This is a genomic window from uncultured Massilia sp. (assembly GCF_913773735.1).
In the GTDB taxonomy this organism is placed as follows: domain Bacteria; phylum Pseudomonadota; class Gammaproteobacteria; order Burkholderiales; family Burkholderiaceae_D; genus Telluria.
In genome coordinates, this window is sequence record NZ_CAJYEB010000039.1 from 1 (window position 1) to 24,180 (window position 24,180).

The following is a 24,180-nucleotide window of genomic DNA, read 5'->3' on the forward strand; positions in this document are numbered from 1 at the left end:
CCGTCTCCGGCGCCGGCGCGAACGTCGTCGACGTCGCCGACGGCATCGGCCAGGCCACCATCGGCGCGCATGGCCAGACCCCGCGCGCCCAGCCGGCCATCAGCGTCAACAACCCGTTCGTGGGCGAAAAGGATGGCTACGTCGACTTCGTCGTCACGCTCGACGCGCCCTCGCAGAACGAGGTCAGCGTCTACTACAACTCCTACTCGCTGACCGCCGGCAGCTCCGGCGACTTCGAGTCGACCGGCGGCCAGCTGGTGTTCGCGCCCGGCCAGACCACGCAGGTGGTGCGCGTGACGATCCCCGAAGACCTGAACGTCGAAGGGCTGGAAACCTTCGCGCTGACGCTCAACAGCCCCGCCAACGCCGTCATCGCCAACTTTGCCGGCGTCGCCACCATCGTCGACGACGACACGCTGGCCGACGCCGCCCACCACGCCGCGCTGTCGGTGCGCGACGTCGTCGTCGACGCCAGCGCCGACACCGCGACCTTCGCCGTGGTGCTGGACAAGGCCGTCGGCGGCGCGTTCAGCGTGGCCTACGGCACGGCCAACGGCAGCGCCGTCGCGGGCAGCGACTACGTCCCGGCCAGCGGCACCCTCACCTTCGGCGCCGGCGAGACCGTCAAGACGGTCACCGTCGCCCTGCCGCACGACGGCGCGGCCGAACCGGCGGAGATGTTCAGCCTGGTGCTGGGCGCGCTCTCGGGCAGCGGCGCCGGCGTGGTGGACGTGGCGCGCGGCAGCGGCCATGCGACCATCGGCGCGCACGGCCAGGCCAGCGTGGCGCAGCCCTTGATCAGCGTGGCCGACACGATCGTCGGCGAGAAGGACGGCTACGTCGATTTCGTGGTTTCCCTGAACGCCCCGTCGGCGTCGATGGTGGAGGTGTACTACGACACCCGTTCGGGCACCGCCGACACCAACGATTTCGAGAGCGCCGGCGGCAAGCTCGTGTTCGCGCCCGGCACGACCACGCAGACCGTGCGCGTGACGATCGACGCGGATACGCGCGCGGAAGCGCTGGAGTCGTTTTCGCTGTCGCTGGGCAGCCCGACCAACGCGACGCTGGCGAAACCCGCGGCGACCGCGACCATCGTCGACGGCGCCAGCTTCCGCCAGGTGGCCGGCGGCGCCGGCCTCGACACGGCTGCCTACGGCGGCGCGCGCGCCGACTATGCGATCGCGAAGGCCGCGGGCGGCGGCTTCACCGTGGCGGCGCACGGCGGCACCGACCTGCTCAGCGGCGTCGAACGCCTGCACTTCGGCGACACCAGCGTCGCGCTGGACATCGACGGCACCGGCGGCCAGGCCTACCGCATCTACCAGGCCGCGTTCAACCGCACCCCGGACAAGGGTGGCCTGGGCTTCTGGATGAACGCCATGGACCACGGCACCACGCTGACCGAGGTGGCCGCCGGCTTCATGCAGTCGAAGGAATTCATCGATGCCTACGGCAGCGCGCCGAGCAACCTGGACCTGGTCTCGAAGATCTACATGAACGTGCTGCACCGCCCCGCCGAACAGGCCGGCCTGGACTACTGGACCAATGCGCTGGACCAGCACGTCGTGACCGCCGCCCAGGCGCTGGGCATGATCAGCGAGAGCGCGGAAAACCAGGGCGCCGTCGCTGCGATCATCGGCAACGGCTTCGACTACACGCCGTACGGCTGAACGCCGCCGCGCCGCCAGGGCCCGTGCCGCTGCGGCGGTCCGCGGCGCCGCAGCAGCGGTTCGGTGGCTCGGCGGCTCAGCGCGCGAACCAGAACCGCACCAGCGCCAGCGCCAGTGCGAACAGGTAGCCGTAGCCGAAGCGGTCCAGGCGCAGCACCGGCTGGCCGCGGCGCGCGCGCCAGGCGCCCACGGCGCACATCGCCAGCCCGGCCAGCACGGGCGCCAGCGCCAGGTTGGCGATGCGCCAGGGGCCGGGCACGAGGTAGGCCGGGAACGGCCACAGGCTGGCGGCGCCGGCCACGGCGCCGAAGACCAGGTAGCCGATGGCGGCCAGTCCCGGATGCGGCCGGCGCCGGAACGGCTCGGCCACGCCGTGCAGGCCCATTTCGACCAGGAATTCGACGAGGATCTGCAGCAGGATTTCGCCGACGAACTCGACGAGGAACTGGAGGATGACTTCGAACATTCCCGCCTCCGCTGTGTTCGGTGCCGCTTTGTGTACTATTTCCTGCGCTTATTACCGCGATCGGAAAACGAAATTGGACCGGCGCCCGTCCTGGGGGTAAGGTCGGGGCTTGCCGTTTTCCACATTTTCGCATGAGCATGAATACGACCGGCGTCCCCGCCCCCCGCCGCCCGTTCCCCGCCTCGACCGGCCTGGCCGCGCGCCTGTTGCGGGCAGTGCGCCGCGCCTTCGAACTGGCGGGCGGGCCGTACGCCGACGGGCCTGGCGCGCCGATGTAGTGCTCGCGCGTGCACGGTGGCGCCACCGTGCACGCCATCGGCTTACTTGCCGACCACTTTCACCAGCCCCGGCAACGCCTTCGCCACGCCGGCATCGCCGCCACTGGCGCTCAGCTTGCCGCCGGCATCGCTCCAGCGCAGCTTCGTCAGGCTCGACTTGCCCTTCTCGTAGTCGTAGGAGATGCCGTCGTCGTCGTACAGGTCGAATTCGCCGTCCGTGCCCGGGTACACCAGCACCTGTGCGATCGCCTGCCTGCTCGCCGTCGACTGCACCTCGGCGCCCAGCGGCACGATCGAGCCGGCCTTCACGTAGACCGGGATGCGGTCGACCGGCGCGGCGGTCCTGACCCACTGGCCGCCGGCAAATTTCTGGTTGGTCCAGAAGTCGTACCACGCGCTGCCGGCCGGCAGGTAGACGTCCTTCTCGACCTGCCCCTGCTCCGTGACCGGCGCCACCAGGAAGGCCGGGCCGAACATGTATTGCGTGCCCAGGTTGGCCACGTTCGGGTCGTTCGGGAAATCCATCCACAGCGGACGCATGAACGGCGCGCCGGTGTCGTGGGTGAACTTGGCCTGGCTGTAGATGTACGGGATCAGCTGGTAGCGCAGCGTGTCGTAGCGCGCCATGATGCGCTCGGCGTCCTTGCCGAAGGACCACATTTCCGACTCCTTGCGCTGGCCGTGCAGGCGCAGCGTCGGCAGGAAGGTGCCGTACTGGAACCAGCGCGTCATCAGTTCCGGGTAGTCGTGGTACTGGCCCACCACCGCGCGCGCGTCGGACGGGTCGACCAGCGGCGCCTTGGTGGCCGTCGTGGTCGCCGGCAGCGACTGCCAGCCGCCGATGTCGTTGCCCCACAGGGCGATCCCGGACGCCACCATGTTCAGGCCGGCCGGGATCTGGCGCTGCAGCGCTTCCCAGGTGGACTGGATGTCCGAGGACCAGAACAGCGCCCCGGTGCGCTGCGAACCGAGGTAGGCGGCGCGCGACAGTACCAGCGCACGCTTGTTCGGCTTCCAGGCGCGCAGGTTGTCGGAAAAGCCTTCCACGTGCAGCAGCGGGAACAGGTTGTGGTAGCGGTCGCCCGAGCCGATCGCATAGAAGAAGCCGCTGGGCACCAGGTCCGGTTCGGTCTCGTCCAGCCACGGGTAGTCGAAGCCGTGCGCCAGGATGTTGTCGCGCGCCTTCTCGAAGAACCACTGGCGCGCCTGCGGATTGGTGGCGTCGATCAGGCCGCCCGTGCGGTCGGAGCGGAACGGCAGGCCGTCGACGGTCTTGCCCTCCTTATCCTTCAGCAGGTAGCCCTTGGCGTCGAGCTCGTTGAAATAGCGGCCCGCCGTTTCGTAGCGCGGCCAGATCGAGATGATCGACTGCATGCCCATGCCGTGCAGCTGCCTGTTCATGCCGTCCGGATCGGGGAACTCGGCCGGGTTGATGTCCATCTGGCCCATGCGGGTCCAGTAGAACCAGTCGACCACCATCACGTCGAGCGGATACTGTTTCTGGCGGTAGGTGTTCGCCACGCGCAGCACCTCGTCCTGCGAGGCATAGCGCGCCTTGGACTGGATCAGCCCGAACGCGGCCTTCGGCGGGATCGGCGTCCGGCCGGTCAGGCGCGCATAGCCCGAGTAGATCTCCTCGGGCGTGGCGCCGGTGATGACGAAGAAGCTGACGCGCTCGCCCACCTGCGACTGGAACACGGTGCGGCCGTTGATGGCGCCCTGGAAGCGGGTCGCCGACGGGTTGTCCCAGACGATGCCGTAGCCCTTGGACGACACCATGAAGGGCACGCACACGCTCTCCCCGCCCGGCGCGTCGTACCAGTGCTTGCAATCGAGGACGCGGCCGCGCAGGTCGATGCCGGACAGCGACTCCTGGTTCTGGCCCATGCCGTACAGGTGCTCGTCGCGCGGCGCGGCGAACGAGGCGCCGACCTGCCAGGTCTTTTCGCCGTTGACGGTGTGCGGCGACATCTCCCAGCCGCCCATGTCCAGCACCTTGTCGCCCTTGGCATTGGTCACCTGCAGGCCGACCGGGGCCAGCGCCGGCGCGAAGTACTTCTCGCCCTGGCTCGGCGTGCGCGCCGGCGGGGCCGGGTTCACGCGCAGCGTCATGCCCTTCGACGTGAACACGTCGCCGTCGGCGCCGGCCACGTGGCGGAAGGCGCTGTTGTCGGCGTTCTTCGGCAGGATGCCGTAGCCGGGGCCCTTCAGCACCTCGGCCTTGTCCACGGCGATGGTCACGTGGACTACGTTCGGGCCCCAGGCCTCGACCGATACCCAGGCGCCGTTGCGGTCCAGCGTGGCGAGCGGCGCGGCGCCCGCGGCCGGCATGCAGGCATATGCCGATGTTAGCGCAACCAGCATGCGCGTCAATTGCAGTCTCATCCAGTCCTCTTTGGCTTTATTGTTGAGACGACATTGTGCATGTTAGCGATCACATTTGCAATCGCGGCCGCGCCGGCACGCATAGTGATGTCGGCAGAAAAACCGGCGTCCCGGCGCAGGCCGGGACCCGATGTTCCGGTGCAGCCGCGTACGCAGGAATCGGACTCCGGCCTGCGCCGGGGAGACGTGCACCCGCCGCCGGCCAAGCGCTCACGCCGCCAGCGGCAACGCCGCGCGCATCTGCGCCGAGTCGAAGCCGATGCGCACGGCGCCCCAGTGCCGCCCCTGGATCTCGACCGGCATCGACAGGTCGTTGATGACCTCGCCCGTGTCGCGCAGGTAGGTCTGGAACAGGAAGGGCTGGCGGTTCGCCGCCAGGCGCGCGCCGACCGCGTCGTCGAAGATGCGCTTGTTGCGGCAGTGGACGAGGTCGTGCTCGCGCCGCCCGGTCGGGCGCTGCGAGAACTTGCCGTTGTGGGCCGGCGCATAGCCGCGGTTGTCGACGGCCAGCGCATAGGCGCAGCCCTGCAGCTCGGCCAGCACGCGGTCGAACAGGGCCTGCAGGTCGCGTTCGACGGCGCCGTCGTAGGACGTGGTGAAGCGCGGCGGATCGGATTGCGGGATCGGGCGGTAGGCCTGGTCGAAGACGTCGGCGCCGCGCGCGGCGTGTCCTTCCAGGCAGCGCGCGACGGCGTCGCGCAGCCACGTGGTGGCCTCGACCAGCGCGTCGAACGGCGTGCCGCCGGTACGGAAGCCGGCCAGCGTGGACTGGATCTCCTCGGTGGTGGCGCGCACCTCGTCGACCCGGCGCGAGGCGTCCGCCATCGCCTTGCCGGCCTCGGATGCGTTGCGCGCGACCTCGCCGACCTTGTGGCCGATGTCCTGGCTGATGCCGTCCAGCGCCTGGGTGGCGGCCGCCATCTCGTTGACGGTGCCGGTCAGGCGCTCGAAGTCGGCCACGAAGGCCTGGAAATGTCCCGCCGCCGTGCCGGCGTCGCGGGTGGAGGCATGCACGCCGTCGAGGATGTCGGCGGTGGCGCCGCTGGCCGATTCGACCAGCACGCGCATCTCGCCGTTGACGCCGGCGATCTTGGCGGTTTCCGCGTTGACGAGCTGGGACAGGCGCCGCACCTCGGAGGCCACCACCGCGAAGCCGCGTCCCTGCTCGCCGGCGCGCGCCGCCTCGATGGCGGCATTGATGGCCAGCAGGTTGGTCTGGTTGGCGATGCGGTCGATGATAGCCCCGAACTCGCTGATCGCGCGCGAATGGTCGACCAGCTGGCCGACGGTGCGGGCGAAGCCCTCGACCTGGGATTCGATGGCGCGCATGCGTTTCTCGAGGCCGGCCAGTTCGTCCATCGAGATGCGCGCCGCTGCCAGGTTGCGCCCGGCGGTGCCGGCGATGTCGTCGGTGCCGGCGCGCACGTCGGCCGACAGCGCCGTCACCTGGCGCGCGGCCGCGGCAAGTTCGGTGGCCGCCTGGTGCTGGCGCCGCGCCTGGTCCAGCGAATGGTCGACTTCCTTGCGCAGGCGCGCGGCATTGATGGCGGTGCGGATGCTGCCGTCGCGCGCGTGCGTCACCAGCGCGCCCAGGCGGCGGCGCAGGCCAAAGGCTTCCGTGATGGCCGACAGGCGTCGTTTCAACCACTTCATGATCGTCTCCTCGGCGTTGCCGGCTCCGCGGATATGCTGGCCGGTTATTTATTTGAGGAAACTATAGCTAACATCTTGAGCGGTGTCACCTTTCGAGAGGCAGGCGACTGCCAGGGTGCAACAGCCCGGCTGGCTATTGCCCGCCGAAGCACCGGCTGGATGCCATCAGTATCGCCCCGCACGTCGTCTTGTGTCCGTCGTAGGCAACGGCAATGCCGTCGATGACGTGGCCGGGATCGCCTTCGGCAATCGTGCAGCCGTCATGGCCGTCGACGGGACAGCTGCATGCATCGCCGACGCACGCCACCGGGACGCCGTCGGCCGTGCAATGCGTCGCGCGCACGCTGGCGACCTTGCCCCCATGGGAGGTCGCGTCACCGAGACGAATCACGTTGCGCATCGGTCAACCTTCGTGAGCGGGCGCGGGGCCGGGCGCATCGCCGTAGTCCACCAGTCTCCAGACCGCCGCCGTGCGGTGGGTCGGGCGCTCGCCCCTGAACTTTTGCCACAGCGACGGCTCTCCGGGCGCAAGCACCGGCGGCATGCGTTCGCCCGCCGCGATGTGCCGGCGCGGGCCGCTCGCCGCCCCGCTCCCCGCCGTGGGTTCCCACCAGCCGGCCTGGGGACAGGTACGCCCGGTGGCCGCCAGCTCGCCCAGCGCGACACGCGGCGCGGCAGCGCCTGGCGCGCCGCTGGCCGGCGCGGCGGTCGTCGGGCGGATGCGCAGTGTGCCGGTGATCCGATCCCACACCGCGATGGCCTCCTCGTCGCTCAGGCTGGCCCTGGTGGCGCCGGCGGCGTTGTCGCCGACGCCGGTTTCGAAGCGGACTTTGATGACGGGCTGGAAAGGATCGTGCGGCACGCCGTAGAACTTGAGCTGGAAGTCATGGTGGGACAACGATCCCTCCTCGTCGGGCGAACGCATCAGCACCTCATAGCCGGTCTTCCATTCCTGGATCCGGCGCGCTCCTTCGCGGAAGAATGCCGTGGCGGCGAGCACCTTCCGTTCCTCGGGCGTGGCGGGATCTTCCCGGATGCGTTTCCATTGGCGTTGCAACGAGCCGCTTTCCGGATCGTGGGGATTCGACGGATAGATCTCGATCGACAGGTGCGCATCCGGGAATTCCTGCAAGCGGAAGCCGATGCGTACCAATTCGGCGCGCGGCACCTTTTCCGGGTCCGGATCGTCGGCCACGAAGGCATATTCGATACAGTTGCCGGGCTCGCTCGGTATCTCGGTTTCGGCGCGCTGGCGCATGCGCCGGGCCATGCCATTGACCAGCGCCGTGGCCAGCTCCCGACGCGGCTTCAGGGTGCGCGCATTGATGACCACGCCGTCGTTGTTCAAGTTGAAGTAACCATTGATCTTGAGTCCGGCAATTGCTTCAAAACCGTCATAGCCTGTGACGATTTTCCCGTCGGGCTCGCGTACGTCATCGACCGCAATCAGCAAGGGAATATCGTCGAGATAAATGGCTTTTTCGTTCCTCAGTTCGTCGATGAACTGTTGCGCCAGTGCCTTCACTTCGTCCAGGCCACTGGGATAGACGGTAATGTTCAGCGGCGCACTCGTCCGGCCCCAGACGACGGTCGCCGTCGCCGGCACATCGACCATGAAGCGACCGAAGCAGACGGGCTTGGTCTTTTCGAACAGCGGTTGCAGGCGGGGTGTGAGGGCGGTCATGTTCGGCGTCTTCCATGCTGTGGGATAGTCATCGCAGGCGGCGAGCAACGGGATCGCGGCAAATGCGGCCAGGAGCAGGCGTCGAATGGCTCTCATTTGCACGTCCAGTTCGCCTGCTGGGCGATACGCACGATGCTGTACAGGGTCGACGCAATGGCCCGCGGGTCCTGGTAACTGGACTGGTGTTCGTAGCCGGTCTGTCGGAATACCCCCTTGAACAGCCCACTGCGCAACTGGTGATCGGCGGACTTCATGGGAACGGTCTGGTCACCCGGCGCCGAGGGCGCCAGGAGCGTTGCATGGATCGGCTCGGACAAACTCTCGCCGAAAGGCATCGCACCGATATTGTTGACGCCTTCCGGATCCCATTCCGTAAATTCCAGCCTCCCCTGCCCGCTGTCGCGGACGATGGGCCAGTTCTGCCAGCCGGCGGGATTGCCACAATTCCGGATATCCCACACTACTTCGCCGAAGCTGCGCCGTGCGCGGTCGGCGCCGTAGTGCGCATAACTGTTGGGATGGTAAGTGTTGGCGATGGTCCTGTGAAAAACCTGCACCTTGTCGATGTACTCGCACGTCCTGTCAAAGGTTCCGCCACCATGATCCACAGGCAGCCCACAGGGATTGATCCATTCCTCGCGGAACAGCGCATACCATCGAGCCCGCACCTTGTAGATTTCACGATACGGGTCGCCCTGCTTCGGCCAGGCATCCAGTTCGCGCCCATTGTGCTGCACACGCAGCCAGCCATTGCCATAGGACTCGGTGGGCAATAATTGCAAGGCGCCCGGTGAATTCGCCAGCACCGCCGTGACTTCGGCCCCAAAGTTACCGGCAACCTTCGCGCCAATGCTGGCTTTCGCGTCGTGCATCATCCCCGGATCCTCGAAACCGGCCCGCATGCGCTTGTAGGCGGCCGGGGCGCCGATGGCCGGCATCACGCCATGCACGATGCCTAGCACCTTGTCCTGCAGGTTGCCGTAACTGGGGTGGACCAGTGCCCGCCCGACCAGCCCGCCCATGGAATGGGTGACGACGATCACCTGGTTGCAGTCGTAACCGGAAGCCTTCAGCTCGTCGATGACCCGATTGATACGCACCGCGATGATCTTCGCGCTGTCGCCGTTCGACTGCAGCCAGTTGTAGCCGAACGCGTACACCGCAAACCAGCAGCCGGTGGCCACCTTCCTCAGCTCCTCTTCGGTCAATGCCTTCTGGGGCAGCTTGGGATCCGGTGACCATGCCTGTGGATCGACGCCCACGACGTCCTGCCATGCCGGCTGCAACTTGCCGTGGGCAAAGGTGCTGTTCAGGCGCGATTCGAGATGCTGCAACAGCTTCCCGTAGCTCTTGAAGAAGACCTCGCCCCAGCCTCGCGCCCTTGCCTTTTGCACGGCGGTTCGCCTGTTCGGCATCGTGGCCGGATCGTCGGTCAGCAGGGGCGAGCGGAAATTCTCCTCCAGCCCGACATTGCCGTGCCGGCCATCGCCGCTGACGCCGAACTCCGCCGCAGGGTCATAGATGTCGACCGTGGTCTGCAGCGGATCCAGCCGCAACTGGCGGTCGCCCGGCGATTCCTTCGCGTTCGCGCGCACGTTGGCCGCGCCCAGGCTATCGGGGCGCCAGGCGATATTGTCCTTCTTGCCCAGTTCCTCGCGCCGCTGCTCGCTCATGCGCAGGTTGGACCCCATGATGCCGGGCAGGAAAATCACCGGCAGTACGCGCGTGGGCAGCACCCTGGCGCACTGCGGCTTCTGATCCTCCTTCGGTGTCGCGAACCCTTCGGCCTTGCGCGCAGCGCCGTCGTGCTGCCGGGCGGGCAAGGGATGTTCGGCAGTCGCCATCGCACTCCTCCTGTGAGATCAGTCGTCCAGCGCCTCGATGTCGTAGCGCCCGAACGGCACGGCGCTGCTGAAACGTTCGGTCAGTCCGGCGGCGTCGGTTCGCCCCTCGAACACGCGGCCATCTTCCGTGGTGATGCGATACCGTTGGTTCGGCATGGGTTCGTCGGTACCGATCCAGCGCAGGACGACTTGCTGGTCGTGGGCCGCGGCACTCCCCGGCAGCGGCACGACGGCCGGGCCGCCACCGCCCGGGCCGACATGGGCGAACTTCGACGACTTGATCGTGTGCTCGCCGCTGCTTTGCTGCGTGATAGCGCCGCCGCCGATGTCCACCTGCGCGCCTTGCGCCACGAATCGGACTTTCGGTGCCTGCAGCACGATCTCGTCGGCCGCGGTCAGCACGATGCGCCTGGACGACGTGAGCGCGACGTCGTCGTCATGCGCCTGCAGTTCGAGCTTGCCGCTGGCAGCAACGAGCTTGATGCCGAGGCGATGTGCGAACAGGCTGATACTCTCCGACGCGCGGGCCAGCAACTTGCGCCCCACCGACAATTGCGTATTGCCGATGCTGACCATGTCGATATGGGTTTGCGCGCCGATCGCCAGGTTATCCTGGCTGGTCACCGCCACGCCGGCTGGCGCGGATACCGCCACCACCGGCCTGCCGCCGGCGCCGCCGGTGTCCTTGTCCGTATTGCTGCCGGCCTCCCACGACTTCAGGAAGCCGATCAGTTGCTGCAACTGCTTGCCGTCCGTCTCGTCCGCACGATGCACCGCGGCCAGTTCGGACAACTGTCGTAACACACCATGCAACGCTTCGGCCAGGCCGACCAGTTCCGCGCGGTCCAGTTGCCGACCGCCGGCCTGGGGACACGCGGCGGCGCTGATGAGAACACCTCGCGCGCCGCGTACCGCGACGGCGTGGTCGCTGCGCAATTCCACCCCCTCGCCGCGCGCCTCGCCCTTGCCGTCGCTGCGGGGGTGCGTGAGCCAGCCAAGGTTCAGTTCGCTATATCCATGTTCGGACGCCAGCTGCGCACTGATCTGTCCGGGCGTATCGTCCAGTCGCAGCTGGTTGTAGCGGGCAGCCCTGGCTTCCTTGCTTTTGATCCCGGCAAGATACTTGTTGCCGGGAAGGCCGCCGGCATGGCTGAACGAAGGCGGCGGCGCCACGCCACCGTAGACACGCGCCATGACGATCGGCTTGTCGGGGTCGCCACCCAGGAAGTCGACGATGACTTCGTCGCCTACGCGCGGCAGCGCCAGGGCTCCCCACCGATTGCCGGCCCAGTTGCTGGCGACCCTGACCCAGGCCGAGTCCCGGTCGCTGCCGCTGGCGCCGGCGCCCTGGGCATGCGCGTGGTCTTCCATCCTGGTGCCGGGAAAGCGTACCTTCACCCGGCCATACTCATCGCAATGCACGTCTTCACCGGCAGGGCCGACCACAATCGCACTTTGCAGTCGCGGACGCGGCACGTCGGTACGGGGATCGAAGACCGGTACGAGGGGAATACCGCGACGCACGCAGGTAAAGCGGTTGGTAAACCGCGTCCCTCGCTCCGCACTGGCCTGCTGCAGCGCGCGGCCGGACGAGCCGTCATCCGTCCGGCCAAACGCAAACAGGCGTTGTATCCGGTCGCTGAGCAGCTTCGGCAGGTTGTTTTCCGCGTCGACTTCCAGGTGCGTGACGATGAATTCCCGTTCCATCGGCGGATGCGCGTCGATGTCGGGATGGCCGCTCAATGCCATCCATTCGCCGACACACAGGGCACGTACGCTGCCCTCGCCATGGAAGCACTTGGACTCGTATTCATGGCGTTTCATGCGCAAGTCGCCAAGTTCCCGGTAGTCGTCGCCGTCCGCGCCGGCATGCGGCACATCGATGAGGTAATCATCGAGACCGGCTGCGAACACGTTGCCGGCACTGCCCTGGTCGATGTGGGACGGCGCATTTGCGGTCATCGGATACGCCTGCATGTAGTTCAAGCTCAAGCGGTTGACGTTGCCGGGCTTGAGCTTGCGCACGGAACTCCACGCGAAGATGGTATCGCTTTGCTCTGCACTGTCGTCGCGGTGATAGCGCACGGTGCCGGCGGCATTGCGTCCCAGAAGGAGTGCATCGTCGCACAGCACGAGGGTATGGGCCGGCACATTGCGGCCCTGCGTATCGTCGGCATGCGCGGACCGTACGAACCAGACGATGCCGCGGCGCTTCCACAGGCGGCGCAAGAAGTGCGCATCGGACTCGTTGTGCTGCATCGTGAATTCCCGCGCAGCATGGGTTCCGGTGACGCACGACCAATCCACGTCAAAGGCTTCGGCCACTACCGGATTATTGCGCCGCCACGCATCGAGGACGACCTGCGTGATGTCCAGTTCATTCAGGTTGCGAAACACACGGGTGTTCGTGCGCTGTTCCATCAGCGCCAAGGCATCGCGCACCACCAGTTCATAGGTCGCCAAGCCGCCATCGGCCTGGCCCGCGGCCGCTTGCGCGACGATGCCGCACACGGCGCGCAGCGTTCCCCGGTCAGTCACGAACTGGAGTTCGACCGGTAAAGCAATAAATGTCTTCAGCGGAATATTGGCCCGCGCCGAGACGCAGAAAAGCCGATATTCCAGTCCGCCGCATACTGTCTCTCGGCCCGTGACCCGGTTGACCAGCAGGACGTCGTCGCGTAGCGGCCAGGTGTGCGGCCAGCGCAACCGAATCGGCCGATGGGCGTCCGATAAACCGGATGCGCTGTCGAATAGATCCTTGAGGTTCATGCAAGCTCCCTGGTCAGCGGAACGCACTCCAAGGATCGATGGTAGGGAGGCGACGCAGCAACTCCTTGATACCCATCTAATTCTTGCTCGAATCCAATGGTCGGACGAACGACCTGGGATGGCGACACCGGGGCACACCCACGGCGGGCCGCTCTGCAGCCGCCCGACGCCAGCATGCATGCGCGCGTCAGTCTTCTGCGCGCTGCATGCCGGGAATCGCCTCGAGCCACTCAGCCCGTCTCTGCCTCCAGGTTCGCCCTCACCCGCGCCAGCAAGCCCCGCAACACCTCCCTGTCCGCCTCCGCGATCCCCACCAGTGCCGCCTCCGCCAGCCGCCCGTCGTCCCGGTGCAGCGCCGCGTGCAGCGCCGCGCCCTCCGGCGACAGCGACAGGCGCGTGCTGCGCCGGTCCGCCTCGTCCGCCACGGCCTGCAGCAGGCCGCGCTCGCGCAGCACGCGGATCAGGCGCGCCACCTGGGCCTTGTCGCGCCCGGAGTGCGCGACCAGGTCGCTCTGGGTGGCGCCGGGATGGCGCGCGAAGTAGCCGAGCGCCTTGGCCTCCATGTGCGCCAGCTCGTGCGTGCCGGCGCGCAGGCTGCGGAACTGGCGCGCGCGGTACAGGTGCATGATCGCGTGCATGGACTCGAGCACCTCGCCGGCGGGCGACAGGGACTTTTGGTTGACTTTATCAACTTTACTTTGCATAATTGGGGGACATTATCAACTAATTGTGGAGCGGTGATGCAACAGGATACCCTTCTCGACACCGGCGCCTGGCCGGAAATCCGGCGCGTGCGCCACGAACTGAAACTGCGCGACCTCGACGTCGTGCGCGTCGAGCCGCTCGGTCCGGCCTTCGTCGCCGTCACGCTGCGCGGCGACGCGCTGGCCGACTTCGTCTCGCTCTCGTTCGACGACCACGTCAAGCTGTTCTTCGACGGCGCCGCCGGCGACGCACCGGCGCGGCGCGACTATACCCCACGGCGCCACGACCGCGAAGCCCGCGAACTCGTCATCGAGTTCGCCCTGCACGGCCATGGCGTCGCCTCGACCTGGGCGCGCACGGCGCGGGTGGGCCAGCGCCTCACCGTCGGCGGTCCGCGCGGCTCGATGATCGTCCCGATGGCATGCGCCTGGCACCTGCTGGTCGGCGACGCCACCGCCCTGCCCGCGATCGCGCGCCGGCTGGAGGAACTGCCGGAAGGCGCGCGCGTGGTCGTGCTGGCGCTGGCCGGCGCCGATGCACGCCGCGCGCTGCCGACGCGCGCCAGCGCCGAGGTGCGCTGGTTCGATACGCCGCAGGCGCTGCTGGACGCGCTGCGCGCCCTGCCGCTGCCGCCCGGCCACGGCTTCGCCTGGGGCGGCGGCGAGGCGGCGGTGATGGCCCAGGTGCGCGCGCTGCTCGCCGACAAGGGTTTGCCGCGCCAGGCGATGCGCGTCTCCGCCTACTGGAAGGAAGGCGTGGCCGAGCACCACGAGGACCTGGCGTGACGGGACCGGCGCCGGCAGGAATCGTGGCAGCGTGATAAGGTTTCTCCTTTATCCACGGAATCAGGAAGCCCCATGACCACCCCCGTCGTCGCCATCGTCACCGCCAAGCCCGGCCTGGAACAGCAACTCGAGGAACGCTTTCGCGGCGTGATCGCCGCCACGCACGCGGAAGACGGCTGCAACGTCTACCAGCTCAACCGCGACACGGCCAACCCGCGCCGCTTCGTCTGGATCGAGGACTGGGAAAGCCAGGAACACCTCGACCGCCACCTGGCCACCGCGCACATCAAGGCGCTGTTCTCCTCGTTCGCCGACCTCGTCGAATCGTCCGAGGTGATCGTGCTGGAGCACCTGGCCGGCGGCCCGGCCTGAGCGCAGGCTCAGTCCCCTCCCAGCGCGCTCCTGAGCCAGTCGCGCCCGCGCTCGTCCAGCGCCCGCGCGATGACGTCCGGCGGCAGGCTGTAGACGGTGGCCCAGGTGGCGCGGCCGTCGGCGGCGTTCGACGGAAAGCTGGTGGTCTCGACCGGCCAGTGGTATTTGCGCTTGAGCGCGCGGACGATGGCGGCCAGCGTCACGCGGCCGCGCAGCGGTTCGGCGCCGGCCTGGTCGCGGTTCGACAGCAGGACGGCGAGGACGGCGCCGCGCGCGGTGCGCGGGCCGGGGAAGATGGGGAGTTTGCGTGTCATGCCGTCATTCTAGCCGCCCACGAAGGGGCGCAGCATCAGGTGCGCCCCCAGCGCCAGCAGCCCGAGGAAGAAGCAGCGCCGGAACGGCGCGGGCCGGATCCGGCCGCGGATCGCCTGGCCGAACGCCATCCCGAGCAGGGCCGGCGCCAGCGCGTACAGCGACGTGCCGGCCGCGCGCAGGGGCAGCTCGCCCGCCACCAGCAGCGCCCCCGCCAGCGCGCAGGTCGACGCGGTGAACGCCAGGGCGAGCGCCTGCACCAGCGCATCGCGCCCCAGTCCCAGGCCGCCCAGGTAGGGCACCGCCGGGACCACGAACACGCCGGTGGCCGCGGCGACCGCGCCGGTGACGGCGCCGACGACGGGCCCGGCCCAGCGCTCGGCGCCCGGCGCCACCTCCAGCCGGAACGCGGCCAGGCCGCCGGCCGCGTACAGCACCAGCGCGCCGCCCAGCGCGGCCACGGCACCGTCCGACCCTGCTGGCGGCAACAGCGCGCCGCCGAGCAGCGTGCCGGCGCCGATCCCGGCCAGCATCGGCCAGAGCCGGCGCCACAGCGGGCCGATCGCGGGACCGGCGGCCAGTTGCCATAGATTCGTCACCAACGAAGGAATGACGAGCAGCGCCGCCGCCTCGCGCGGCGCCATGACCAAGCCCAGCAGGCCAACCGCCACCGTCGGCAGGCCCAGGCCGACGACGCCCTTGACGGTGCCGGCCACCAGGAAAACCACGAAGATCACGGCCAGGCCGGCCGCGCCGTGTACAGGTAAGATGATGTCCATGGCCGGCATTCTGCGCGCCGGGCGCCGCGCGGAAAATGCGGAAGATGCATAGCCAGCCTTCGGCCCGACCGAAGGCTGGCCCGGGAAGGAGACACGATGAAGATCGACCTGGCCGACATGCGGCTGTTCCTGCACGTGGTGGAAGCCGGCAGCATCACGGCAGGCAGCGCGCGGGCGCACCTGGCGCTGGCCTCGGCCAGCCAGCGCATCCAGGGGATGGAAGACCAGGCCGGCGTGGCATTGCTGGTGCGCGGCCGGCGCGGCGTGGCGCCGACGCCGGCCGGCGAGACGCTGGCCCGGCATGCGCGCGCGGTGCTGCGCCAGGTCGACCTGCTGCATGCGGAACTGGCCGACCATGCCGGCGGCCTGCGCGGCACGGTGCGCCTGCTGTGCAATACGGCGGCCATGAGCGAGTACCTGCCGGACGCGCTGGCCGGCTTCATGGCGCGCCATCCGGGCATCGCGGTGGACCTGGAGGAAGCCCTGAGCGCCGAGGTGGCGCGTGCCGTGCGCATCGGCGCCGCCGACGTCGGCATCGCGGCCGACACGGTCGACCTGGCGGGCCTGCAGGCGCTGCCCTTTCGCACCGACCGCCTGGTGGCGGTGAGCGCGCCGGCGTTGGCGCGGCAGCTGCTGGCGCCCGGCGCGCAGGCGGTGTCGTTCTCGCGCCTGCTCGACCTGGAGCACGTCGGCCTGGCCGGCGACAGCGCGCTGGCGCGCTACCTGGCGCGCCAGGCCGAACACGCCGGCCGCACCTTGCATGTGCGGGTGCGCGTGCGCAGCTTCGACGCCGTATGCGCGCTGGTCGCGCGCGGCATCGGCGTGGGCATCGTGCCGGAACCGGCGGCGCGCCGCGGCGCGCAGTCGCTCGACCTGGCCGTCGTCGAACTGGCCGATGCCTGGGCGCTGCGCCGGCTGGTGGTGTGCGTGCGCAGCCTCGACGCCCTCGCCCGGCCGGCGCGCCGGCTGGTCGAGGAGCTCGGGGCCTGAGCCGTCAGCGGAACAGTGCGCGCAACTGCAGGTAGGCCGTGCGCGGCGCCCCCACCATCCGTCCGGCGTTGCCGTCGACGTTGCGCGTGTAGTAGCGCCGGTCGGCCAGGTTGTTCAGGCCCGCCACCAGCTCAAGGCGCGGCGTGCCGTCGAACTTCCAGCCGGCCTGCGCGTTCCACAGGTTGAAGCCCGGGATGCGGCCGTTGCCGCCGTCCGCCGACTCGGCCACCGTGTTGGCGGCGTCCGCGTACTGCGCGCTCTGGGCCGTGCCGGACAGGTTCAGCGACAACGCGCCCTTCACGTAGCGCGCGCCCAGCGAGCCGGTGTGGCGCGCGTAGAACGGCACGTCCAGGCCGCTGGTCGCGCCCGACTCCTGCAGCGCGCGCGTGTAGTTGTAGTTGGCGTAGACGGCCAGGCCGGCCAGCGCGCCGTCGCGCGCGAAGCGGTAGTCCAGCGCCGTCTCGATGCCTTCGTGGTCGGTGGCGCCGATGTTGCGGAAGGTGGCCGGCGTGAGGCCGGGCACCTGGATGATCTGGTTGTCGAAGCGCAGCTTGTAGGCGGTCGCCTCGGCCGTCATGCCGGCGGCCTTGTAGCGCGCGCCGAGCTCGAAGGTCCTGGCGACTTCCGGGTTCAGCGGATTGGTGGCGCTCTGCGAATTCAGTTGCAGGTTCTGCACGGGCCCGAACGAGGTGCCGTAGTTGGCGAACAGCGTCAGCGCCGGCGTCAGGAGATAAGCCACGTTCAGCGCCGGCAGCGGCTTGTCGTTGTCGCTCTTGAACGCCTGGGTGCCGCCGCGCGCCGCGCGTTCCGAGGCAATGTGCTCGAAGCGCAGGCCCGGCGTGATGCGCCAGGCGCCCAGCGCGATGCGGTCGTCGACGTAGGCGGCGTGGGCGTCGGTGCGGTTGTCGAAGGTGCTGACGGCGCCCGTCGCGCCGGTGGCGACGTTGCGGGTAAAGCTGTTGTCGTCGCCGCGCTCGCGCAGGTAGCGGTAGCCGACCGTCACGTCGTGCACGCTGCCGGCCAGGCGCAGGCGCTGGGTGTAGCGCGGTTCCACGCCCAGCACCGTGTAGTTGCGCGGCTGGTAGGTGACCTGGGTGCGGGCGGCGTTGACCAGGCCGCTCTCGCGGCTGCTCTCGTTGTAGTAGACCTTGACCTCGGCCTCGCGGTCGGCGTCGATGGTGTTCAGGTAGCCCAGGTCGAGGCCCTGGCGGTCGCCGCGCCAGTAGTCCGTCGGGCGGGTGTTCTGGAACGGGTCGGCAGCGTATTGGGCCACGGTGAGGCCGCCCGGCGTCAGCGAGCGCGCGTCGTAGTAGGACAGCTTGCCGTAGACCTGGGCGCCGGCGCCCAGCGCGTAGCGCATCTTGACGGCCAGGTCGTTCACGCGCTCGTCGCTGCCGGCGCGCCACTCGCTGCCGTCCATGCCCGAATACAGCACGGCCACGCCGAAGCCGTTGTCCATCGCCGCGCCCACGAAGGCGCCGTACTGCACGTTGTGGCCGCCGCCTTCGCCGAAGTGGTTGTAGCGCACGCTGGCGTCGCCTTCCAGGCCCGGCGCGTCGGGAATCGCGCGCGTGCCGAAGTTGATGATGCCGCCCACGTTCTGCGGGCCGTAGCGCACGGCGCCGCCGCCGCGCACGACGTCGATCGACTCGATGTTGTTCAGGCTGACCGGGGCGAACGACAGCTGCGGCTGGCCGTAGGGCGCCACGGCCAGCGGCACGCCATCCAGCAGGACCGTCGAGCGCGGCGAATAGCGCCCGGTGAGGCCGCGCACGCCGATGTTCAGCGAGATCGCGCTGCCGGCCGTGCCGGAGTTGTCGGTGCTCTGCACGCCCGGGATGCGGCGCATGAAGTCGCCGATGCTGGCGGCGCCGCTGTCCTCGATGTCCTGCTTCTGGACGACGGTGCGCGCGCCGGCGAAATTCTTGACGCTGTTCTGCAGGCCCGAGCCCAGCCAGTTGCCGGTCACCTGCACCGTCTCGATCGGCCCGCCGCCGTCGGCCTCGCCGGCGACGGCGGCCGCCTGCTGCGCCTGGGCCGGCACGGACAATGCCAGCGCCAGCGCCACGGCGGCGGCGCAGCGGGTCGGCGGCAGGCTGGACGGATGGGAGGACGGATGGGAGAACGGCGAACGGACGGCGGACTGGCGGGACGGCATGCGGGACGACTCCTGGAATACGGCACAAAGATGCGAATGATAACACTTCTCATTATCATCCTCGTACTGCACCGGCCTGATTGCGCCGACGCGCCCCGATGCGCGCGCTCTGCCCCACCAGCGCCTGCACGCGCCGCTGGCCAAGGCGGGCCTCGGGGACATCGATCAGGACGGGATCCGCCTCGCGCCAGCATGACGCACACGGCCGCTGCACACGGGGCGTGCAGCAGGCGCCGCCACGCCCCCCGGTGTCAGGACGCCAGCCTTTGCGCCAGCAGCAGGAACAACGGCAGCAGCGCCACGGCGACGATCACTTTCGTGGTGGCCGGATGGGCGCAGTTGATCGTGAACCCCATCGCCGGCATCCCCTTGGGCACCCACAGCCGCGTGTCGCGCTTGCTGGCATAGATGCCGAACCGTCCCGGCCCGCTCCAGTTGGCGGGATTGCGCCATTCGGCCTCGTTGATGTCGTCCTGTTTCATGTCCCTGTTCCCCTTTCCGCACAGCGCAGCATAACGCACGGCGATGGACGGAAAATGCGCCGAATCTCACAGCGCCATCACGCCTCGGCCTCCAGCCTTCCCTGCCGGTCCAGCGCATAGCGCGCGAAGTCGCGCGCCATGAACAGCCGGCCGCCATAGGCCGCGCGCGCCTCCGCCTCGACGTCGGCGATGCCCGGCTGGCCGGGACCGGGCCGGTCCTGGTAACGCGGGCTGAAATGGGTCAGCACCAGGTTCGGCAGGCCCGCCTCCTGGGCCATGCGCGCCACCATCTGCGCGGAACTGTGCTGCGGGCCGGGACCGATCCTCTGGCGCACGGCCTCGGTGTAGGTCGCCTCGTGGATCAGCACCTGGGCCGTGCGCGCCTCCTGCAGCAGCAGGCCGGGGCTGTCGTTGTCGCCGCCGACGATCAGCGCGCGCGGCCTGCGCGGCGTCTGCAGCACGTCGAGCGCGCGCACCACCCGGCCGCCGTCCAGCACCACGTCCTCGCCGCGCTGCAGGCGGCCCCAGTCCTCGCCGCGCGGCACGCCGGCGGCGCGCAGGCGCTCGGGGTCGAGGCGGCGCTCGACCTCGCGCTCGGTGAAGCGGAACGCCCAGCTCGGCAGGCGGTGCGACAGCGGCAGCGGACGCACGTCGAGGTCGTCCAGCACCCGCGTGCGTTCCAGCTCCTCGATCGGCACGAACTCCAGCGCGAACGGCAGCGCCAGCTCGCTGGTCTCCATGACGGCCTGCAGGTAGCGCCACAGCGGTGCCGGGCCGACCACCGGCAGCGGCGCCGTGCGCCCCAGCATGCCGGCGCTGGCCAGGAGGCCCGGCAGGCCGTAGCAGTGGTCGCCGTGCATGTGGGTGATGAAGACGGCGCGCAGGCCGTGCAGCGTGAGGCTGGTGCGCAGGACCTGGTGCTGCGTGCCCTCGCCGCAGTCGACCAGCGCCCAGCCCGCGCTGGCGGACGAGCGCAGCGCCAGGCCGCTGACGTTGCGGGACCGGCTCGGGGTGCCGGAAGATGTGCCGAGAAACTGGAATTCCATGCGTGCTGGCCGGTGTCGGCGGTGCCGATGCTGTTGACGATGTCGCCATTATCCGCCAGTCCGGGCCGGCCTGGCGCCCGCGCCCGCCTGCGGCGGGTTCCCGTCCTTCTCCATCGCCCTCCCGTCGCCGCCCAGGCCCGTTTCGCGCCGCGCCGGGCCGGCTTCGTCGCATGCTGCTTGCCCGCGCCGGACCCGGCCTGCACAATGGCCGCATCGCATCTCGAACAAGGCAAGATCATGTTGACCCTCGCCCGCCTGCTGCCGCCGTGCCCCCCGACCCGCCCGCGCCTGCGCCGCTTCGCCGACGACCTCGGCCTGACCGTCATCGTCAGTACCTGGGCCGGCGTGCTGCTGACCCTCGCCAACGGCCGCCCGGAAGAGATGTACCAACAAATCGTGTACTCGCTGGCGATCTGCCTGGTCGCCTTCGTCATCCTCAACGGCGCGCGCGTGCTGGTATGGGACGATCCGGCGCGGCGCCGCCGCTGGGCGCTGCCGATGCTGGCGCTGGTCGTCGTCACGGCGCCGGTGGCGCACTACAGCGGCATCGTGCTCGGCGGCGTGCTGCTGGGCACCGGCTGGCCGAGCCTGGCCGATTATCCGACCGTGCCGCGCCTGAGCATGATCGTGTACACCCTGCTGGCCATCTGCGCGGTGGGACTGCTGATCCTCTCGCGCGAGCGCGTCGAGCGCATCAAGGCCGAGCGCGCCGAGGCGCGCACGCGTGCCGACGCCATCGAGCGCCAGGCGCTGCAGGCCCAGCTGCGCCTGCTGCAGGCGCAGATCGAGCCGCACATGCTGTTCAATACGCTGGCCAACCTGCAGGGCCTGATCGCCATCGACCCGCAGCGCGCGAGCGGCATGCTCGACCAGCTGATCCGCTACCTGCGCGCCACGCTGGCCGCCACCCGCCTCGACAGCACCACGCTGGGCGCGGAATTCGACGCCATCGAGGCCTACCTCGGCCTGATGGGCGTGCGCATGGGCGAGCGCCTGCGTCCGCGCCTCGTGCTGCCCGACGCGCTGCGCGCGGCGCGCTTGCCGCCGCTGCTGCTGCAGCCGCTGGTGGAGAACGCGATCGTGCACGGGCTGGAGCCGAGCGTGGCCGGCGGCGAACTGCTGGTCACCGCCACGGCGCGCGACGGCATGCTCGAGATCGTCGTCGCCGATACCGGCCAGGGCCTGCCCGGCGAGGACGATGAAGACGCCCGGGACGACCGCGACGACGAGGACGACCGGGGACGCCGCGGCGGTGGCGGCGGTGGCGGTGGCGGCGTCGGCCTGGCGACGACGCGCGAGCGCCTGCACGCCGTGTACGGCGCGCGCGCCCGGCTCGACCTGGGGCCGAACGTGCCGCACGGCACCCTGGTGCGCCTGGCCCTGCCGCTGGAGCGCCCATGAATCCCGCGCCGCCGACCGCGCTGATCGCCGAGGACGAGCCGGTCCTGGCCGCCGTGCTGGCCAGGACGCTGCAGGCCCTGTGGCCGGACCTGCAACTGCTGCCGCCGGCGCCGAACGGCATGGCCGCCGTGGCCGCGGCGCTGGCGCACCGGCCGCAGGTCCTGTTCCTGGACATCAAGATGCCCGGCATGACGGGCCTGGAAGCGGCGCACGAACTGGTGGAGCGCTGGGACGGCGAGCGGCCGTTCCCGCTGGTGGTGTTCGTCACCGCCTACGACGAATTCGCCGTGCAGGCCTTCGAGCAGGCGGCGCTCGACTACGTGCTGAAGCCGGTGAGCGAGGCGCGCCTGGCGCGCACCGTGCAGCGCCTGCGCGAACGCCTGCAGGCCGGTGCCGATGCGGCCGGCGCGCTGGCCGGCCTCGTCGAGCGGATGCGCGGCCTGCTGCCGGCCGTCGCGCCGGGACCGCGGCTGTCCGTCATCCGCGCGGCCGTGGGCAGCATGGTGCGCCTGATCCCGGTGCAGGACGTCGTCTACTTCCAGGCGCTCGACAAGTACGTCAGCGTGGCCACCGCCGACGGCGAGGCGCTGATCCGGCTGCCGCTGAAGGAACTGCTCGCCCAGCTCGACCCGGGGCAGTTCCTGCAGGTCAGCCGCGGCGCCATCGTCAACCTGCGCCACGTGGCCGGCGCCAGCCGCGACGATGCCGGCAAGCTGGCGCTGCAGCTGCGCGGGCGCCAGGACAGGCTGCGGGTCAGTCCCCTGTTCGCGCACCTGTTCAAGCAGATGTGACGCGCGCCGTCATACCTAGGTATGGTGGAAATCGCCGCTTGCCCGGACTACACTGGAACCGTCGCCGTTCCACCTTCATGCCGGGAGCCCCCTTGAAGCTGTACGAATCCCTCGCCGCCGATGTGGCCAGCCTGATCGAGCAAGGTGTCATGCGCGAGGGCGAGCGCATCCCGTCCGTGCGCCAGACCAGCCAGCACCACAACCTCAGCATCTCGACGGTGATCCGCGCCTACCTGCTGCTGGAAAGCCAGGGACTGATCGAGAGCCGGCCGCAATCCGGCTACTTCGTGCGCCCGCTGCGCAAGCCGCTGCCGGAGGCGCCCGCCATGCCGCAGTCGTGCCCGATCGCGGTGGCGCTGGCGCCCGAGCTCGACGTCAGCCACCTGGTGCTGTCGACGCTGCGCTCGATCGAACAGGGCAGCGTGCCGTTCGGCTCGCCCTATCCCGATCCCGAACTGTATCCGGCCGCCCGCATCAACCAGCACGCCAGCAGCATCGGCCGCCAGCACGGCCACGGCCATGCCGCCGACCTGCCGCCGGGCAATCCGGAACTGATCCGCCAGATCGCCCGCCGCCACCTGGAAAACGGGCTGGCCGTCGATCCGAACGAGATCCTGATCACGGTAGGCGCCACCGAGGCCATCAACCTGTGCCTGCAGGCCGTGGCGCGGCCGGGCGACGCGATCGCCGTGGAGTCGCCGTGCTACTACGCCGTGCTGCACGCGATCGCCAACGCCGGCATGCGCGCCGTCGAGATTCCCGCCGACGGCCGCGACGGCATCTCGCTCGAGGGCCTGGAGCGCGCCATCCGCGAGGACGGCATCGTCGCGGCCGTCGTCATGCCGAACTACCAGAACCCGCTGGGCTTCGAGATGAGCGACGCGCGCAAGCGCGCGCTGGTCGACCTGATGCACGCGCACGGCCTGCCGCTGATCGAGAACGACGTCTACAACGAGCTGTATTTCGGCGACGCCCATCCGACCTCGCTCAAGGGCTTCGACCGCGACGGCCTGGTCCTGCATTGCAACTCCTTCTCGAAGAGCCTGACGCCGGCCAGCCGCATCGGCTGGACCCTGCCCGGCCGCTACCGCGCCCAGGTGGAAAAGCTGAAGTTCCTGAACACGCTGGGCACGCCGGCGCTGCCGCAACTGGCGATCGCGCAGTACCTGCAGCAGGACGGCTACGACTTCCACCTGCGCCGCCTGCGCAAGCACCTGGCCCAGCAGGCACGCATCATGGCGGCCGCCGTGCGCCGCTTCTTCCCGCCCGGCACCACGGTCAGCGAGCCGGCCGGCGGCTACGTGCTGTGGGTCGGGCTGCCCGGCGGGGCCGCGGCGCTGCCACTGTACGCGCGCGCCCAGGAGCGCGGCATCAGCGTCGGTCCCGGCGACATGTTCGCCACCGGCCCGGCGTTCCGGCACCACATCCGCCTGAACTACAGCTACCCGTGGACGCCGGAGAGCGAGGCCGCGCTGCGCACGCTGGGCCTGCTGGCCGGCGACCTCGCGCGCCGTCCAGGCACGGCGGCGCCGGTGGCATTGGCCCGCTGACGCCGGCCGGCGGCGCCGCCGCCGCCCCTCCTTGCCCGCGCTGTACCCCACCAGCGG

21 protein-coding genes are annotated in these 24,180 nt (G+C 69.7%); 8 read left to right on the forward strand and 13 right to left on the reverse strand.

Features of this window, described 5'->3' with window-relative positions; translation table 11 throughout:
* On the forward strand, positions 1 to 1,673 hold a 1,673-nt coding region (locus QZ749_RS20040; RefSeq protein WP_296950364.1), incomplete at its 5' end, for a Calx-beta domain-containing protein.
* Between the two features lie 76 nt (positions 1,674 to 1,749).
* Here the strand turns inward: QZ749_RS20040 and QZ749_RS20045 are convergent.
* On the reverse strand, positions 1,750 to 2,139 hold the full coding sequence (locus QZ749_RS20045) for a hypothetical protein (RefSeq protein ID WP_296950366.1): 390 nt from the start codon (positions 2,137 to 2,139) through the stop codon (positions 1,750 to 1,752).
* A gap of 131 nt (positions 2,140 to 2,270) precedes the next feature.
* Here QZ749_RS20045 and QZ749_RS20050 point away from each other — a divergent pair, with 131 nt between their 5' ends.
* Positions 2,271 to 2,417 (forward strand): hypothetical protein, encoded by a 147-nt coding sequence (locus tag QZ749_RS20050; protein WP_296950369.1) that lies wholly within the window; start codon positions 2,271 to 2,273, stop codon positions 2,415 to 2,417.
* A 42-nt stretch (positions 2,418 to 2,459) separates the two neighbouring features.
* Here QZ749_RS20050 and QZ749_RS20055 read toward each other — a convergent pair whose 3' ends face one another.
* From QZ749_RS20055 to QZ749_RS20085, 7 genes are all read right to left on the reverse strand, one after another.
* Positions 2,460 to 4,748 (reverse strand): TIM-barrel domain-containing protein, encoded by a 2,289-nt coding sequence (locus QZ749_RS20055; RefSeq protein ID WP_296950371.1) that lies wholly within the window; start codon positions 4,746 to 4,748, stop codon positions 2,460 to 2,462.
* A gap of 264 nt (positions 4,749 to 5,012) precedes the next feature.
* A complete protein-coding gene (locus QZ749_RS20060) occupies positions 5,013 to 6,455 on the reverse strand; it encodes a methyl-accepting chemotaxis protein (protein ID WP_296950374.1) in 1,443 nt (480 codons plus the stop codon).
* Positions 6,456 to 6,588: 133 nt separating this feature from the next.
* Entirely contained in the window at positions 6,589 to 6,855 is a 267-nt protein-coding gene (locus QZ749_RS20065) for a PAAR domain-containing protein (protein ID WP_296950378.1), read from the reverse strand.
* 3 nt (positions 6,856 to 6,858) lie between these two features.
* Entirely contained in the window at positions 6,859 to 8,235 is a 1,377-nt protein-coding gene (locus QZ749_RS20070) for a T6SS immunity protein Tli4 family protein (RefSeq protein WP_296950381.1), read from the reverse strand.
* Entirely contained in the window at positions 8,232 to 9,983 is a 1,752-nt protein-coding gene (locus tag QZ749_RS20075) for a triacylglycerol lipase (protein ID WP_296950384.1), read from the reverse strand. Before QZ749_RS20075 ends, QZ749_RS20070 begins: the two co-directional genes overlap by 4 nt.
* An 18-nt stretch (positions 9,984 to 10,001) precedes the next feature.
* Complete coding sequence (locus QZ749_RS20080; protein WP_296950387.1) at positions 10,002 to 12,752, reverse strand: type VI secretion system Vgr family protein; 2,751 nt, start codon at positions 12,750 to 12,752, stop codon at positions 10,002 to 10,004.
* Between the two features lie 230 nt (positions 12,753 to 12,982).
* Positions 12,983 to 13,390, reverse strand: a complete 408-nt coding sequence (locus QZ749_RS20085; protein WP_296950389.1) for a MarR family winged helix-turn-helix transcriptional regulator — start codon at positions 13,388 to 13,390, stop codon at positions 12,983 to 12,985.
* Between the two features lie 102 nt (positions 13,391 to 13,492).
* Between QZ749_RS20085 and QZ749_RS20090 the strand changes: the two genes are divergently transcribed.
* Both QZ749_RS20090 and QZ749_RS20095 read left to right on the forward strand, forming a co-directional pair.
* Positions 13,493 to 14,242 (forward strand): siderophore-interacting protein, encoded by a 750-nt coding sequence (locus QZ749_RS20090; RefSeq protein ID WP_296950391.1) that lies wholly within the window; start codon positions 13,493 to 13,495, stop codon positions 14,240 to 14,242.
* A gap of 72 nt (positions 14,243 to 14,314) precedes the next feature.
* On the forward strand, positions 14,315 to 14,614 hold the full coding sequence (locus tag QZ749_RS20095; RefSeq protein WP_296950393.1) for a putative quinol monooxygenase: 300 nt from the start codon (positions 14,315 to 14,317) through the stop codon (positions 14,612 to 14,614).
* A gap of 8 nt (positions 14,615 to 14,622) precedes the next feature.
* Here the strand turns inward: QZ749_RS20095 and QZ749_RS20100 are convergent, their stop codons facing one another.
* Both QZ749_RS20100 and QZ749_RS20105 read right to left on the reverse strand, forming a co-directional pair.
* Positions 14,623 to 14,928: a hypothetical protein gene (locus tag QZ749_RS20100; protein ID WP_296950396.1), complete on the reverse strand. Its 306-nt coding sequence runs from the start codon at positions 14,926 to 14,928 to the stop codon at positions 14,623 to 14,625.
* A 9-nt stretch (positions 14,929 to 14,937) separates the two neighbouring features.
* Positions 14,938 to 15,714, reverse strand: a complete 777-nt coding sequence (locus QZ749_RS20105) for a sulfite exporter TauE/SafE family protein (protein ID WP_373896841.1) — start codon at positions 15,712 to 15,714, stop codon at positions 14,938 to 14,940.
* Between the two features lie 87 nt (positions 15,715 to 15,801).
* Here QZ749_RS20105 and QZ749_RS20110 point away from each other — a divergent pair, with 87 nt between their 5' ends.
* The gene (locus QZ749_RS20110; RefSeq protein ID WP_296950402.1) at positions 15,802 to 16,695 is read left to right on the forward strand and encodes a LysR substrate-binding domain-containing protein; all 894 of its coding nucleotides are present in this window, start codon (positions 15,802 to 15,804) and stop codon (positions 16,693 to 16,695) included.
* Positions 16,696 to 16,699: 4 nt separating this feature from the next.
* Here QZ749_RS20110 and QZ749_RS20115 read toward each other — a convergent pair whose 3' ends face one another.
* The 3 genes from QZ749_RS20115 to QZ749_RS20125 form a co-directional block, all read right to left on the reverse strand.
* On the reverse strand, positions 16,700 to 18,853 hold the full coding sequence (locus QZ749_RS20115) for a TonB-dependent siderophore receptor (RefSeq protein WP_296950407.1): 2,154 nt from the start codon (positions 18,851 to 18,853) through the stop codon (positions 16,700 to 16,702).
* 251 nt (positions 18,854 to 19,104) lie between these two features.
* Positions 19,105 to 19,335: a hypothetical protein gene (locus QZ749_RS20120; RefSeq protein WP_296950414.1), complete on the reverse strand. Its 231-nt coding sequence runs from the start codon at positions 19,333 to 19,335 to the stop codon at positions 19,105 to 19,107.
* A 77-nt stretch (positions 19,336 to 19,412) separates the two neighbouring features.
* Positions 19,413 to 20,381 (reverse strand): ribonuclease Z, encoded by a 969-nt coding sequence (locus tag QZ749_RS20125; RefSeq protein ID WP_296950416.1) that lies wholly within the window; start codon positions 20,379 to 20,381, stop codon positions 19,413 to 19,415.
* A gap of 237 nt (positions 20,382 to 20,618) precedes the next feature.
* Between QZ749_RS20125 and QZ749_RS20130 the strand changes: the two genes are divergently transcribed.
* The 3 genes from QZ749_RS20130 to QZ749_RS20140 all read left to right on the forward strand — a co-directional run bounded on the left by QZ749_RS20130 (position 20,619) and on the right by QZ749_RS20140 (position 24,123).
* Positions 20,619 to 21,782 carry a sensor histidine kinase gene (locus QZ749_RS20130; RefSeq protein WP_296950418.1) on the forward strand — a complete coding sequence of 388 codons (1,164 nt, stop codon included), beginning with the start codon at positions 20,619 to 20,621 and terminating at the stop codon, positions 21,780 to 21,782.
* Positions 21,779 to 22,573, forward strand: coding sequence for a LytTR family DNA-binding domain-containing protein (locus QZ749_RS20135; RefSeq protein ID WP_296950421.1), 795 nt, complete (start codon positions 21,779 to 21,781; stop codon positions 22,571 to 22,573). Before QZ749_RS20130 ends, QZ749_RS20135 begins: the two co-directional genes overlap by 4 nt.
* A 92-nt stretch (positions 22,574 to 22,665) precedes the next feature.
* Positions 22,666 to 24,123: a PLP-dependent aminotransferase family protein gene (locus tag QZ749_RS20140; RefSeq protein ID WP_296950424.1), complete on the forward strand. Its 1,458-nt coding sequence runs from the start codon at positions 22,666 to 22,668 to the stop codon at positions 24,121 to 24,123.
* The last annotated feature ends 57 nt before the right edge of the window (positions 24,124 to 24,180 follow it).